A 13,032-nucleotide genomic window follows, 5' to 3' on the forward strand; every position below is an offset into this window, starting at 1 on the left:
GAACCGGTCAGGGGCATGGACTACGGAACCACCGACGTTGTGGTCATCGGCGCGGGCCAGGCGGGACTCTCCGCCGCCTACCACCTGCAGCGCCGGGCGCTGGACTACAGGGTCCTCGACGCGGAGGAAGGTCCGGGCGGCGCCTGGCGCCACCGCTGGAAGAGCCTGGTCATGGCCACGGTCAACGGCATCAGTGACCTTCCCGGCATCGCGAAGCCTGACGTGGATCCCACGGAACCCAGCTCGGAGTTCCTGAGCCGGTACTTCGCCGGCTACGAGCGGGACCTCGGGATTGAGGTCCTGCGCCCGGTCAAGGTCACCTCGGTGGCCAGGGAAGACGCCGATCCGGCGGGGCGCCTGCGGATCAGCACCGACGGCGGCGGCTGGTCAGCGAAGGCGGTCATCAACGCAACCGGTACGTGGACCCGGCCGTTCTGGCCCATCTACCCGGGCCGGGCCACGTTCCGGGGCCGGCAACTGCACGTTGCCGATTACGTCTCCGCCGAGGATTTCCGCGGCCTGCACGTCATCGTCGTGGGAGGCGGAATTTCCGCCGTCGGGCTGTTGGACGAGGTCTCGCAGGTGACCAGCACGAGCTGGTTCACCCGGCGGGAACCGGACTGGCGTGACGCCGCGTTCGACGCCCAGGCCGGCCACAACGCCGTCGCCCTCGTGGAGGAGCGCGTGCGGCAGGGCCTCCCGCCGCAAAGCGTGGTGGCCGTGACCGGCCTCATCTGGACCCCGGCGCTGAGGGCTGCAGCACAACGGGGTGCGCTGGACCGTCGCCCCATGTTCACCGCCATAGAGCCCGACGGCGTCCGGCTCGCCGACGGGAGCCTGCTCCGTGCCGACGTCATTCTGTGGGCCACCGGATTCCGTGCCGAGCTCGAACACCTGGCGCCGCTGCATCTCCGGGGACCCGGTGGCGGCATCGCCATGGAAGGGACCCAGGTGGCAATCGAGCCGCGCGTCCATCTGGTCGGGTATGGGCCGTCGTCGTCCACCATCGGCGCCAACAGGGCGGGCCGGGCGGCCGTCACCGCCATCCTCAAACTGCCCGCGCTTGCATCAACCGCATCAACAACCAGTACATGAACAGACGGCAGGAACCAGTGGCACAGAACAACCTTGAGGACATCTTCGGCACGCTCCGGCGCCACCCGGATGTCGAAGCCCCGAACCTCCAGGCCTGGGACGCCACGGACCGGCTGCTGCTCGAAGCCGCCGCAGTGCGCACGGAACCGGGTACCCGGCTGGCAGTGATCGGCGACCGCTACGGTGCTCTCACGCTCGGTGCGCTTGGCACTATGGGGGTCCGCCGGGTCCGTGTGCATGAGGATCTCATCACGGGGGAGCGCGCCCTGCGGAACAACGCTGCGGCTATGGGGCTTGCAGCGGCGGATCCCGGAGCCATTGACGCCACTGGGTTCGAACAATTGCCGCTGGGGGAGGAACTGCTGTCCGGCGCGGAGCTGGTGCTGCTTCAACTGCCGCGGACGCTGGCGGAGCTTGAGGAAATCGCAGCCGCCGTGGCGCGTTATGCCGCCCCTGAGGTGGTGCTGCTCGCCGGCGGGCGGATCAAACACATGTCCCTGGGAATGAACGCGGTCCTGGAACGCCACTTCGAGACGGTCCAGCCGCAGCTGGCGCGGCAGAAGTCCCGGATCATCCTGGCCAGCGGCGCCCGGCAAACTGAGACGCACGAGTGGAGTCCCGCCGTCGAACGCCTTGCCGAGCTGGACCTGGACGTTGCTGCGCACGGTGCCGTCTTTGCTGGGGCGAAACTGGACATCGGGACCAGGTTCCTCCTGACCTTCCTGCCGGAGATGCCTGAAGCCGGGCACGCCATCGATCTGGGCTGTGGCACCGGCATCCTCGCCGCCATGTACGCCCGCCAGAACCCGGCCTCAAGGGTCACGGCCACGGACCGGTCCGCCGCCGCCGTCGCGTCCGCCCGGGCTACGGCTCAGGCCAACGGCCTCGAGGAACGGATTACCGCCCTCCAGGATGACGCCATGAGCACCCTCCCGGACGGAAGCGCCGACCTGGTCCTGCTGAATCCGCCCTTCCACCTGGGCGCCAGTGTGCATGCCGGAGCGGGCATCAAACTGTTCGAGGCGGCAGCCAGGGTCCTGGCGCCGGGCGGTGAGCTGTGGACGGTGTTCAACCGGCACCTGCAGTACCTCCCGGCGCTGGAGCGGCTGGTGGGTCCCACCACTGTTCGGGGCGGCAATCCAAAGTTCACGGTGGCGGTCAGCACCCGGCGGCCATAGGCGTGCCTGCACGGCATGGTGGCGCCTCCGGCCGCGGCGCGGCCCCACCTCCGGCTCTGGGCGTTGATCAGGAGGTAACGTACCATTCAGACATCATGAATACGCGGCCGAAAACCTAGGGGAGACCGTGCCAGAAATTCGCCAGTCCTCGGCGCCACGGCGCGGGACTAATCTTCCGCGCATGGGGGACTTCAACCTCACGGTCATCCTGGATGCCATCCGCCGGTCATCCGGGGGGCTCAGCCGCGTGGAGCTCGCCCAGATTGTGGGGCTCTCGCCGCAGACCATCTCCAACATCTCCCGCCGCCTGCTGGACCAGCACCTGATCGTCGAAGCCGGCAAAGAAGGCAGCGGCCCCGGCAAACCGCGCACCATGCTTCGCCTCAACCCGGGCGGCATGTATGCCATCGGCGTCCACCTGGACCCCGCCGTCACCACGTTCGTGGTCCTCGATCTTGTGGGCGCCGTTGTACAGCATTCACGGATTAAGACACCCGGCGGGAATGATCCTGCCGCCGTTATGTCCACCATGGCCACCGAGATCGAGCAGCTCGTTGCCGAGTCCGGCGTGGACACCAGCCGGATCGCCGGCCTGGGCCTGGCCGCTCCGGGGCCCATCGACCTGGACAACGGCACCGTGGTGGACCCGCCGCTGCTGCCGGGCTGGGACCGCGTGGAACTTCGGGACGCCCTGGCCAAAGCCACCGGCTATTCCGTCCTGGTGGATAAGGACGTCACCAGCGCCGCCGTCGCCGAGACCTGGGCCGGCGGGCCCAGCGGCTCGGGCAGTTTCATCTTTATGTACATGGGTACCGGTATCGGCTGCGGCATCGTCCTCAACGATGAGGTGGTCCGTGGAACGTCAGGAAACGCCGGCGAGATCGGCCACATCGTGGTGGACCCCGATGGCCCGGCCTGCGACTGCGGACTGCGCGGCTGCGTGAAGTCCTCAGCCATCCCGCAGGTGCTCGTGGCGGAGGCCGTTGCCGCCGGCATCCTGGACGGCTCCGGCAAGCACACCAGCGGAGCCGAAGTGCAGCAGAGCTTCTCCCAGCTGTGCGACCTTGCCGATGCCGGCGACGCCAAGGCCCTCGCGATCATCGACAAGTCAGCCGTGCTGGTGGCCCGGGCCGTCTCCGTGGTCGCCAACACGCTGGATGTGGAGCGGGTTGTGTTCGGCGGGCCCTTCTGGAGCCGGATCGCTGACCGCTACCTGGAGAAGATCCCGGCGCTGGTGGACGCCAACAGTGCGGCCCGCCTGATCCACACCATCGAGGTTGTCGGCACCGGAGTCGGTGAGGACGTCGGCGCCGTTGGAGCTGCCTGCCTGGTCCTGGAGCATACACTGGCGCCCCGGGCGCAGCGGCTTCTCCTGGAAGTATGAACCGGACGTCTGAACGGGGTCTCCTTGCCACTGGCCGGAGCCCCGTCTAGCATGTGGATATCGCCGCGGCTGGGGCCCGCAGGTACAGGGGACGGCAGCCATTGACTGAATGGAGCACCAATGCGCCGGGCCCTCAAAATCACCTCACTCATCGCTGCAGCGGGCTTCGTGCTGACGGCGTGTTCCCCCGCCGCCCCCGAAGCGGAGACCAAAACGCTGAAAGTGGTCTATCAAAAGACCGATTCCTTCACTGCCCTGGACACGCTCTTCCAGTCGGCCAAGCAGGAGTTTGAGGCCGCCAACCAGGGCGTCACGGTTGCCCTGGAGCCCATCCAGGCGAACGACGACGACTACGGCACCAAGCTTGCCCTCGCCCTCCGTTCGCCCTCCACCGCCCCGGACATCTTCTATGAGGACACCTTCAAGGTGCGTTCCGACGTCGACGCCGGGTACCTCCTGAAGCTTGACAGCCACCTCGAGGGGTGGAAGGACTGGGATACCTTCGATGATGGCGCCAAGGCCGCCGGCCTGGGGGACGACGGCGGCACATACGCGGTCCCGCTGGGCACCGACACCCGAGCTATCTGGTACAACAAGAAGGTGCTCGCCGCCGCGGGCGTCAGCGTCCCGTGGGAGCCCCGCACCTGGCAGGACATCCTGGACACCGCCCGGAAAATCAAGGCCAGTGACGCCTCTGTGGTGCCGTTCAACATGTACGCCGGCAAGGCCACCGGCGAAGGCACCGTAATGCAGAGCTTCTACGAACTGCTCTACGGAACGGATTCCGAACTCTACGATGCCGACGCCAAGAAGTGGGTAGTCGGTGCCCCGGGGTTCACCGACTCGTTGGCGTTCCTCAAGACCCTCTACGACGAAAAACTGGCCGTCTCCCCGGCGGAGGCCCTTGACGCGAATGTGTGGAAGAAGGTCTTCGGCGAATGGCTGCCGCAGGGCAAGATGGGAGCCACTGTTGAGGGTTCCTATACGCCGTCCTTCTGGCAGAAGGGCGGCAGTTACGAATGGGCCGAGTACGGGCAGGACATGGGCGTCACAGCGTTCCCCACCCAGAACGGCCAGGCACCCGGCGGCGTCAGCATGTCCGGCGGCTGGACCCTGGCGGTAGGGGCGGAGACCAAAAACCCAGACCTCGCGTTTGAGTTCCTCGCCACGGCCCTGAACCAGAAGAACTCCCTGGCCTTCAACATCGCCAGCTCCCAGATCGCCGTGCGGAAGGATGTCGCCGCCGACGCCGGCTACCAGGCGGCCAACCCGTTTGTGAAGGACGTGTCCGAGCTTGTGGCCGTCACGCATTACCGGCCAGCCACTGCCGACTACCCCCGGATCTCCGCGGCCGTCCAGGAGGCCACGGAAGCTGTGATCACCGGGGCGAAATCCCCGGAGCAGGCGGCCGCCGACTATGACACGGCGGTGAAGGGCATCGTGGGTGAGGCCAAGACCGTCGCCCAGTAACCTGTGGCGGTTTCCCTCAGGCGTGACCGGTCCGGCCACCGGCGGCGTCACTCCGGACTCCGGCGCCAGGCACGGCTGCTCCCCGTGCTCCCGGCAGTGGTTCTCCTGCTCGTGTTTTTGGCCGGTCCCGTGCTGTGGGCCTTCCACGCGTCATTCACCAATGCAGCCCTGACCGGCCGCAATGCCCGCAGTCCCGGCTGGATCGGGTTCGACAACTACGCCAGGCTCCTGTCGGACCCCATGCTGCCGCTCTCGCTGGGCCTGACTGTCCTGTTCGTGGGCGGCTCTGCCATCCTGGGCCAGAACCTGCTGGGGCTCACCCTCGCGGTGCTGATGCGGCGGGCCCGCCGGACGGTGGCCGCCGTCGTCGGTACTGCGGTGGTGGCTGCGTGGGTGCTCCCCGAGATCGTGGCCGCCTTCGCCGCCTACGCCTATTTCAGCCGGGACGGGACCCTGAACCAGCTGCTGGGCGGGCTGGGGGTCGGGCAGGCCGACTGGCTGTACTCGTTCCCGATGGTCGCCATCCTGCTTGCCAACATCTGGCGTGGCACGGCGTTCTCCATGCTCGTCTACCGCGCCGCGCTTAATGACATCCCCGGTGAGGTCACGGAGGCCGCACTGATGGACGGTGCCGGCGGCTGGCAGCGGCTGGCCTTCATCACCATCCCCATGATCCGCGGCAGTATCGCCACCAACCTCATGCTCATCACCTTGCAGACGCTGGCGGTGTTCACGCTCATCTGGGTGATGACGGCGGGCGGTCCCGCCAACGCCAGCACTACGCTGCCCGTGCTGGCGTACGTGGAGGCCTTCAAGTTCGGCGACATCGGCTACGGCACGGCCGTGGCGTCGGTGCTGATCCTCATTGGCGTGGTGTTCGGCGCCGCCTACGTCCGGCTCCTGCGGGGGAGCAAACCATGACGACGACGGCGGGGACCTCCACCGGGGGGCAGCTGCGGTCCGGGACGGGCGCGGTTTCCCGTGCCCGGCAGCGTGCCCGGATGCCGGCGGATGTGTCCCTGATCCTGATCGGCGCCTGCTTTGTCCTGCCGCTGCTCTGGCTCGTGTTTGCGTCCCTTGATGCCTCCGCCGGACACGAGGCAAGGCTTCCGGGCAGGGTTTCCCTGGATAACTTTGCCGCCATCATGACACCGGGGCTGCTGTTCCAGCCGCTTTGGAACAGCATGGTGCTGTCCGCCGGCACGGCCGCCGTGAACCTCGTGGCAGCAGTCCTCGCCGCCTACCCGCTGTCCCGCTACCAGTCCAGGTTCAACAAGCCGTTTATGTACACCGTCCTGTTTGGAACCTGCCTTCCCATCACGGCCATCATGGTGCCGGTGTACGGGTTGTTTGTGCAGCTTCAACTGCTGGATTCGATGCCCGCCACAATCTTTTTTATGGCCACCACCACATTGCCCATGGCCATCTGGATGACCAAAAACTTCATGGACGGCGTTCCGGTGTCGTTGGAGGAAGCGGCCTGGGTGGACGGTGCGTCAGGATTAACGGCGCTGCGGACCATCGTCCTGCCCCTGATGCGGCAGGGGCTGGGCGTGGTGTTCATTTTTGTGTTCATCCAGGCCTGGGGGAACTTCTTCGTCCCCTTCGTCCTGCTCCTGTCCGAAGCCCGGCAGCCGGCGGCGGTGTCGATCTTCAGCTTCTTCGGACAGCACGGCGCAGTGGCGTACGGCCAGCTGGCCGCCTTCTCCATCCTGTATTCAGTCCCGGTGCTGGCTCTCTATGTCATCGTGGCCAGGGGCGCCGGCAGCTCCTTCGCGCTCTCGGGTGCGGTCAAGGGCTAACAAAATTGAAGGGGCTTCAATGAGTCAAGAACTAACAGCGGCAAAGCGGCACGGATGGCCCGGAACGGTGCTCTGGGCGCTGCTCATCGTGGCGTCCATCATCCTTATGTGCATCGGGCTGTGGCGTGCCATGTTTTTCGGCTTCACGCCAAATCCTAGGCTTGTTGAGGACCTGAGGGTCGGCAGCCTGTATATCCTGGCGGGATCGGCAGCATCGCTCGCGGCCGCTGTCTGGTCGGCCGTCCGAGGCCACCCATACTGGGTTACTGCCTGTGTGGCGGCACCCGCCATCCTGGTTGGCGGTGCTGCGCTGATGGCGCCCACCAGCCTTATCCGGCACCTCGCAGCAGCCGTGGCGTTCCCGTTAGCGGTGGCCGCGCTCATCCGCGGGCTCCCGTACCGGGGGTACCGGAGGTCAAGTAAGCCGCAATCCTCCTGACCCGAAGCCGGCCGGAACCTCAGTCGATGTCCTCGACCACCACGCCGAAGGGGATGCTGTCATCGAGGTGGGCCTGGTGGCCGGTGGGACCCGCGTTGTAGGTAACCCGGACACCATGGGATTTGTCGGCAGCGGACTGCTGCAGGACAGGCTTGACTGCAAGGATGAACCGCTCGCTCTTGTCGGCGAGAAACTCTTTGTAACTGGCTGGAAGCTCACTCATGGCAAAAGGATAGACCTGCAGAGCCGCGATGGGGAGGGGTCCCCATTGCGGCCGGACCGGGAGGTGTCTTGGATAGGATGGCGGACGGAGTGCAGCCGCACGGCAGCACACCCGGGCTAACATCCGTAGACCACCAGCCATCAGGGGGAAATCCATTGCTTCAGACCAGTGCGCCCGCACGAATCGAACCGGCGGAACTGGCCCGTGCACAGCAGGTGGTGGCGAACATTTCCCGCAGTTTCGATGCCAAGGTAGTGGGCCAGGCGCGGCTGCGTGAATCCCTGCTGGTGGGCCTGATGACCGGTGGGCACATCCTGCTCGAAAGCGTTCCGGGGCTGGCGAAGACCACCGCCGCCCAGACCGTGGCCGAAGCAGTGAGCGCAGAGTTCCGCCGGATCCAGTGCACACCGGACCTGCTGCCCAGCGACATCGTGGGCACGCAGATCTACGACGCCGCCAAGGGCACCTTCATCACGCAGCTGGGGCCGGTGCACGCCAACATCGTCCTGCTTGATGAGATCAACCGCTCCAGCGCCAAGACCCAGAGCGCCATGCTGGAGGCCATGCAGGAGCGGCAGACCTCCATCGGGGGAGAGGAATACCGGCTGCCGTCCCCGTTTATGGTGCTGGCCACCCAGAACCCGATCGAGCAGGAAGGCACGTACCAGCTGCCGGAGGCGCAGATGGACCGCTTTATGCTCAAGGACGTGCTGGACTACCCCACGCCGGCCGAGGAAACGGAGATCATCCGGCGGATCGACGCCGGGGTCTTCACTGAGGCGCAGAAGCCTGCGGCCGCCGCCTCGCTGGACGCCGTCGTCGGCGTGCAGGAGCTGGTGAAGCGCATCTATATCGACCCGGCCGTCATCAACTACATCGTGGGCCTGGTGTTTGTCACCCGGAACGCCGGGCAGTACATCGACCGGCGGCTCGCCGGCTTCATCGAGTTCGGCGCCAGCCCGCGCGCCAGCATTGCCTTCAGCCAGGCCGCCCGGGCAGTGGCCCTTCTCAACGGCAGGGACCACGTGATCCCGGAGGACGTGAAGTCCCTCGCCCACCGTGTGCTCCGGCACCGCCTCATCCTGGGGTTCGACGCCGTTGCCGAGCAGGTGCCGGTGGAGACGATCATCGACGCGGTCGTGGCCTCCGTCCAGACTCCCTGAGGCAGCGGTGACCAGTCTCCTGCAGCGCGTGAAGGCGAAGATGGCCATCTTCGCCCACCGGAAAGCCCGCGGCATGCTCGACGGCGAATACGGTTCCGTCTTCCGCGGCCGCAGCCTCGACTTTGATGACCTGCGCGCTTATATCCCCGGGGACGATGTCCGCGACATCGACTGGAAGGCTTCCGCCCGGTTCGGATCGCCGCTCATTAAACGGTAAGTCGCCGTACGGCGCCAGACCGTCCTGCTGATTGCCGATACAGGCCGGGGAATGGCTGCAGAGTCCCGCGACGGCGAAACCAAAAAGGACATCGCAGTGATGGCACTCGGCGTGGTGGGCTACCTGGCGCACCGGCACGGCGACGTAGTGGGCCTGGTCTGCGGCGACCGCAACGGGACACTCTCCATTCCCGCCAAAGCCGGTGAGCCGCATCTGGAACGGCTCCTGCGGGAGGTTGACTCATCCACCTCCCTGGACTCAGGCCCGAGCAGGGTCGAGGACCAGCTGGAATACGTGGCCCGCAACGTCAAGGGCCGGTTCCTGCTGTTTGTGGTGTCCGACGAACGTGCCGACGGCCCCGACACCGAACAGCTGCTCCGCCGGCTCCGTGCCCAGCATGAGGTCCTTTGGCTCACCATCCGGGACGCTGACTTGGCCGGGGAAGGAAACACCGGCCAGGACGCCTTCAGCGTGGCAGACTCGTCGATGCTGCCAGCACACCTGGCAGCATCCCCGGCAGTCGCGGCGGCCTATGCCAAGGCAACAGAGGATCGGGACGCGGCCCGGCACGCCATGCTCCGCCGCGCTGGCATTACCCAAGGCCACGTGACCGGCAGCAGTGCGGTCATGACGGAGCTCTTCGCCCTCCTGGAAAGGCACCGGCGTGCAGGCTGACCCGGGCATCTACGGACCCCTCCAGTACAGCCAGGCGTGGCTGTGGACCGGACTCGCCCTACTGGCAGCGGTCCTGGGCTGGTACGCGTTCGTTTTCCTGAGCACGCGCAAACCGAAGGTGACGGAGCAGGCGCCCCGGTTCAGTCCGCCGTCGGACCTTGCACGCCTCAAGGAGGCCTACCTGCAAAGGATCGACGCCGTCACGGCAGACGCCGCCGCCGGGCTGCTGACCGCACGGGAGTCGCACCAGGAACTGAGCCTCCTGGTCCGCCGGTTCGCCCGCGACGTCACCGGCATCGACGCCCCCAGGATGACCCTTGCGGAGCTGCACGGGCACCCGCTGCCCCCAGTGGCCGAGGCCGTCCGCAAGATCTACCCGGGCGAGTTCGGCCTGGAACCGCTGCCGCCGGTCCCGCAATCGGCCGCGACTGCCCGCCAGGCGGTGCGGCAATGGATCTGATGTTCTGGTGGCTGATCCCTCCGGCGCTGGTCCTCGCGGCCCTGGCAGGATGGCGCGCCTTCCGCCCGGACCGCCACGCAAACGTTCGACGGCGGCCGGTGGCCAATGCGGACCGCCTTACCGCGCTGCCCGAATACCAGGCGGCCCTCCGCCGGCACCGCCGATGGCTGGCCGTAGCCGCCGTCGCGGCCACAACCCTGCTGGTATCTGCCGTGGCCGCGGCGGCCCGTCCGGTGGAACTGACCACCATCCAGCCGGAGCAACGCAACCGGGACATCATGCTGTGCCTGGACACGTCGGGCTCCATGAGCAGCGCCGACGCGGCTGTGGTGCAGGTGTTTGCCGAACTGGCGAAGGAGTTCGACGGCGAACGGATCGGCCTCACCGTCTTCGACAGCAGCGCCGTCCAGGTCTTCCCACTCACCGACGACTACGCGTATGTCCAGGAACAACTCCAGCTGGCCCAAGACGCGTTCGAGGGAAGTCCCGGCAGTGCGGGATTCCTGGACGGCACCTGGAACGGCCGCGGATCGTCGCTGATCGGCGACGGCCTGGCATCCTGCGTCAGCGGGTTCCCGGACACCGGCGCCGCGGATGCCCGCAGAGCGGAGACCGGCACGAGTGACACCGGCAACTCAGACGCCGGTCAGCGGCGCTCGCGGTCCATCGTCCTGGCAACGGACAACTACCTGTCCGGCGATCCCATCTTCACCCTGGAACAGGCGGCCGCCCTGGCCAAGGAGCGCGATGTGCGCATTTACGCCCTGAACCCCGGCGACTTTGACTACGGACCCGGCCCCGGCCAGCCCGGAGCCAGGTTGCGCACAGCGGCCGAAGCCAGCGGTGGGGCGTACCACCAACTGGACAGCCCGGAGGCCGTGGCGGACATCGTCCGGTCCGTGCAGGAGACCGAAGCCACGGCCATGAAGGGTGCACCCCGGGCCGTGGTCTCGGACCGGCCCGAGCTGCCCCTCACGCTGGCGCTCCTGTCCGGCCTGGTACTGGCGGGCGCCTCGTGGAGGCTCCGGCCATGACACTGCAACCGATCCTGCCCTGGTGGGTTATGGTCCCGCTCGTCGCCGCCGCCGTGCTGTTTCTGGTCTGGCGTCTCGTCCAGGCATCGCGGGCACGCTCCGCCGGTACACTCCGCGACTGGCTGTTCAGGAGCGCCCTCGTGCTGCTGCTCCTGGCCGCGGCGCTCCGGCCGGGTGTTCCCGGCGGAGGCTCCGAAGCCGCGGCGGCGGATGTCAACGTTTTCTTCGTAGTGGACACCAGCAGCAGCATCGTGGCCGAAGACTACGGCGACGGCTCGCCCCGGCTGGACGGGGTGCGGCAGGACATCATGGCCATCGCGGGTGAACTGGCCGGGGCCCGCTTTTCGCTCCTGACGTTCGACAGCAACGCCATTGTCCGGATGCCCCTCACCACCGACGCCACCGCCCTGGACACCAGCGTGTCCGTCCTGCAGCCGCAGGTCACGGCATTTTCGAAGGGCAGCAGCGTCACCGCTGCCGGAACGTTGCTGGCGGAGCGGCTGCGCGCCGCGCGGGACAGCCATCCAAAACGGCCGCGCTTGGTCTACTACCTGGGCGACGGTGAACAGACCAGCGCCAAGGCACCGGCGGCGATCAGGCTCGACGGCGGCCTGGTGGACGGCGGCGCGGTGCTCGGCTACGGCACCGCGGCCGGCGGCCGGATGAAGGAAAACACGGGGCAGGGTTCGGGGCAGGACGCCGGCGCCGGCTACATCCAGGACCGGTCATCCGGAACCGGCAAGGATGCTTTATCGGTCATCGACGAAGGCCGCCTGCAAGGGATTGCCGGTCAGCTGGGGGTGCCGTATGTCCACCGTTCGGCCGGAGACCCGGTGGCGCCGATGATGCAGGCCGCTGATCCCGGGGACTTCCAACGGGCACCGGCGGATGGAAGCGTCGCCGGGCGGACGGAGCTCTACTGGCTCCTTGCCGCCGGAGCGTTCCTGCTGGCCCTCCGCGAGACATTCCTGGTGTTGCGCCAATTGCGGCAGCTCCGACCCGGAGCAGGAGTTCGAACATGATGCGGCCAACGCTCGCGCCGGCACGCCAGGAACCGGCACGCCAGTAACCGGCACGCCAGGAACCGGCACGCCAGGAACCGGCACCGCCGGTTACCTCGCGGGACCGGCGGGAGCGCCGCCGTCGGCTGTTGTGGTGGTCGGCGCTGCCCGCGCTCCTGGTCCTGTGCCTGTCCGCGAAGATGCTCAGCGTGGGCATTCTCGCCGACACTGCCGCCCGGTCCTTCGCGGCCGGGGACCCCGGCGGCGTGGCGGATGCTGCCGCCGGACTGCGGACCGCCAATCTCATCGAACCGCACAAGGCGCCGTTCGCCGAGGGGGACGGCCTGTTCCTCGCCGGGGACTTCGCTGCCGCCCGCCAACGCTTCGAGGAAGCACTGTCCCTGGCGGGCACGACCGACGAGTGCGTCGTCCGGGTCAACCTGGCCCTCACCATCGAACGCCTCGGTGACGCCGCGGCCAAAACAGCAGATCCGACGGCGGCGGCCCGGCTGTTCGCCGAAGGCGTTGCGGTAGTGGAGGCTGCTCCGGAGGGCTGCTTTGCCTCCGGAGCGGATGCCGGCGCTGATGCTGGCGCCGAATCCGGCGCGGGGGAGCAACTGAAACAGGCAGCGGAGCGGCTGCAGCAAAAGGCCGATGCAGCGGCTGCGGACAACACCACCCCGCAACCGCCGGAAGAGCCTGGGCAGGGCGAACTTCCGGCGGATCCGGGCCGGCAGAGCCAGCTTGAGCAGCTCAGGGACAGCGCCAGGGAAGCCCAAAGCCAGCGGAATTCCGGGCAGGAGCGGGACGAGTACCTCCGGGACGATGGCTTCGGGCCGGGTGTTGACCGGCCCTGGTAACAGGCCAAGGCAGCGGCGGGTCTGCAGTATG

General features: G+C 67.5%; 13 protein-coding genes and 1 pseudogene. 13 read left to right on the forward strand and 1 reads right to left on the reverse strand.

Annotated features, from left to right (window positions below):
* The first annotated feature begins 15 nt into the window (after positions 1-15).
* From MUN23_RS18515 to MUN23_RS18545, 7 genes are all read left to right on the forward strand, one after another.
* Positions 16-1,095, forward strand: a complete 1,080-nt coding sequence (locus MUN23_RS18515) for an FAD-dependent oxidoreductase (protein WP_248760291.1) — start codon at positions 16-18, stop codon at positions 1,093-1,095.
* Positions 1,096-1,112: 17 nt separating this feature from the next.
* Entirely contained in the window at positions 1,113-2,273 is a 1,161-nt protein-coding gene (locus MUN23_RS18520) for a methyltransferase (protein ID WP_248760292.1), read from the forward strand.
* A gap of 181 nt (positions 2,274-2,454) precedes the next feature.
* Positions 2,455-3,657: an ROK family transcriptional regulator gene (locus MUN23_RS18525; protein ID WP_248760294.1), complete on the forward strand. Its 1,203-nt coding sequence runs from the start codon at positions 2,455-2,457 to the stop codon at positions 3,655-3,657.
* A 120-nt stretch (positions 3,658-3,777) separates the two neighbouring features.
* On the forward strand, positions 3,778-5,127 hold the full coding sequence (locus MUN23_RS18530; RefSeq protein ID WP_248760296.1) for an extracellular solute-binding protein: 1,350 nt from the start codon (positions 3,778-3,780) through the stop codon (positions 5,125-5,127).
* 3 nt (positions 5,128-5,130) lie between these two features.
* On the forward strand, positions 5,131-6,048 hold the full coding sequence (locus tag MUN23_RS18535) for a carbohydrate ABC transporter permease (protein ID WP_248760298.1): 918 nt from the start codon (positions 5,131-5,133) through the stop codon (positions 6,046-6,048).
* Complete coding sequence (locus MUN23_RS18540) at positions 6,045-6,929, forward strand: carbohydrate ABC transporter permease (protein ID WP_371875935.1); 885 nt, start codon at positions 6,045-6,047, stop codon at positions 6,927-6,929. The genes MUN23_RS18535 and MUN23_RS18540 overlap by 4 nt, the downstream gene beginning before the upstream one ends.
* 19 nt (positions 6,930-6,948) lie before the next feature.
* Positions 6,949-7,368: a hypothetical protein gene (locus tag MUN23_RS18545; protein WP_248760300.1), complete on the forward strand. Its 420-nt coding sequence runs from the start codon at positions 6,949-6,951 to the stop codon at positions 7,366-7,368.
* A gap of 19 nt (positions 7,369-7,387) precedes the next feature.
* On the opposite strand, the gene MUN23_RS18550 is transcribed toward MUN23_RS18545, so the two are convergent.
* On the reverse strand, positions 7,388-7,591 hold the full coding sequence (locus tag MUN23_RS18550) for a hypothetical protein (RefSeq protein ID WP_056341538.1): 204 nt from the start codon (positions 7,589-7,591) through the stop codon (positions 7,388-7,390).
* A 155-nt stretch (positions 7,592-7,746) separates the two neighbouring features.
* Here MUN23_RS18550 and MUN23_RS18555 point away from each other — a divergent pair, with 155 nt between their 5' ends.
* The 6 genes and pseudogenes from MUN23_RS18555 to MUN23_RS18580 all read left to right on the forward strand — a co-directional run bounded on the left by MUN23_RS18555 (position 7,747) and on the right by MUN23_RS18580 (position 13,001).
* Positions 7,747-8,754, forward strand: a complete 1,008-nt coding sequence (locus MUN23_RS18555) for a MoxR family ATPase (protein WP_248760302.1) — start codon at positions 7,747-7,749, stop codon at positions 8,752-8,754.
* 7 nt (positions 8,755-8,761) lie between these two features.
* Positions 8,762-9,646, forward strand: a pseudogene (locus MUN23_RS18560) (DUF58 domain-containing protein).
* Positions 9,636-10,106 (forward strand): hypothetical protein, encoded by a 471-nt coding sequence (locus tag MUN23_RS18565; RefSeq protein ID WP_248760304.1) that lies wholly within the window; start codon positions 9,636-9,638, stop codon positions 10,104-10,106. Before MUN23_RS18560 ends, MUN23_RS18565 begins: the two are co-directional and overlap by 11 nt.
* Positions 10,097-11,140, forward strand: coding sequence for a VWA domain-containing protein (locus tag MUN23_RS18570; protein WP_248760306.1), 1,044 nt, complete (start codon positions 10,097-10,099; stop codon positions 11,138-11,140). Before MUN23_RS18565 ends, MUN23_RS18570 begins: the two co-directional genes overlap by 10 nt.
* Complete coding sequence (locus MUN23_RS18575; RefSeq protein WP_248760308.1) at positions 11,137-12,162, forward strand: VWA domain-containing protein; 1,026 nt, start codon at positions 11,137-11,139, stop codon at positions 12,160-12,162. The genes MUN23_RS18570 and MUN23_RS18575 overlap by 4 nt, the downstream gene beginning before the upstream one ends.
* Before the next feature lie 179 nt (positions 12,163-12,341).
* Positions 12,342-13,001, forward strand: coding sequence for a hypothetical protein (locus MUN23_RS18580; RefSeq protein ID WP_371876045.1), 660 nt, complete (start codon positions 12,342-12,344; stop codon positions 12,999-13,001).
* Positions 13,002-13,032 lie beyond the last annotated feature (31 nt).

Source organism: Pseudarthrobacter sp. SSS035, from assembly GCF_023273875.1.
Classification (GTDB): Bacteria; Actinomycetota; Actinomycetes; order Actinomycetales; family Micrococcaceae; genus Arthrobacter.

Bases quoted from the DNA above. Each gene is read 5' to 3' on its own strand.
- MUN23_RS18515 (WP_248760291.1), top strand. From the start codon at position 16: ATGGACTACGGAACCACCGACGTTGTGGTCATCGGCGCGGGCCAGGCG.
- MUN23_RS18525 (WP_248760294.1), top strand. From the start codon at position 2,455: ATGGGGGACTTCAACCTCACGGTCATCCTGGATGCCATCCGCCGGTCA.
- MUN23_RS18530 (WP_248760296.1), top strand. From the start codon at position 3,778: ATGCGCCGGGCCCTCAAAATCACCTCACTCATCGCTGCAGCGGGCTTC.
- MUN23_RS18540 (WP_371875935.1), top strand. From the start codon at position 6,045: ATGACGACGACGGCGGGGACCTCCACCGGGGGGCAGCTGCGGTCCGGG.
- MUN23_RS18545 (WP_248760300.1), top strand. From the start codon at position 6,949: ATGAGTCAAGAACTAACAGCGGCAAAGCGGCACGGATGGCCCGGAACG.
- MUN23_RS18550 (WP_056341538.1), bottom strand. From the start codon at position 7,591: ATGAGTGAGCTTCCAGCCAGTTACAAAGAGTTTCTCGCCGACAAGAGC.
- MUN23_RS18570 (WP_248760306.1), top strand. From the start codon at position 10,097: ATGGATCTGATGTTCTGGTGGCTGATCCCTCCGGCGCTGGTCCTCGCG.
- MUN23_RS18575 (WP_248760308.1), top strand. From the start codon at position 11,137: ATGACACTGCAACCGATCCTGCCCTGGTGGGTTATGGTCCCGCTCGTC.
- MUN23_RS18580 (WP_371876045.1), top strand. From the start codon at position 12,342: ATGCTCAGCGTGGGCATTCTCGCCGACACTGCCGCCCGGTCCTTCGCG.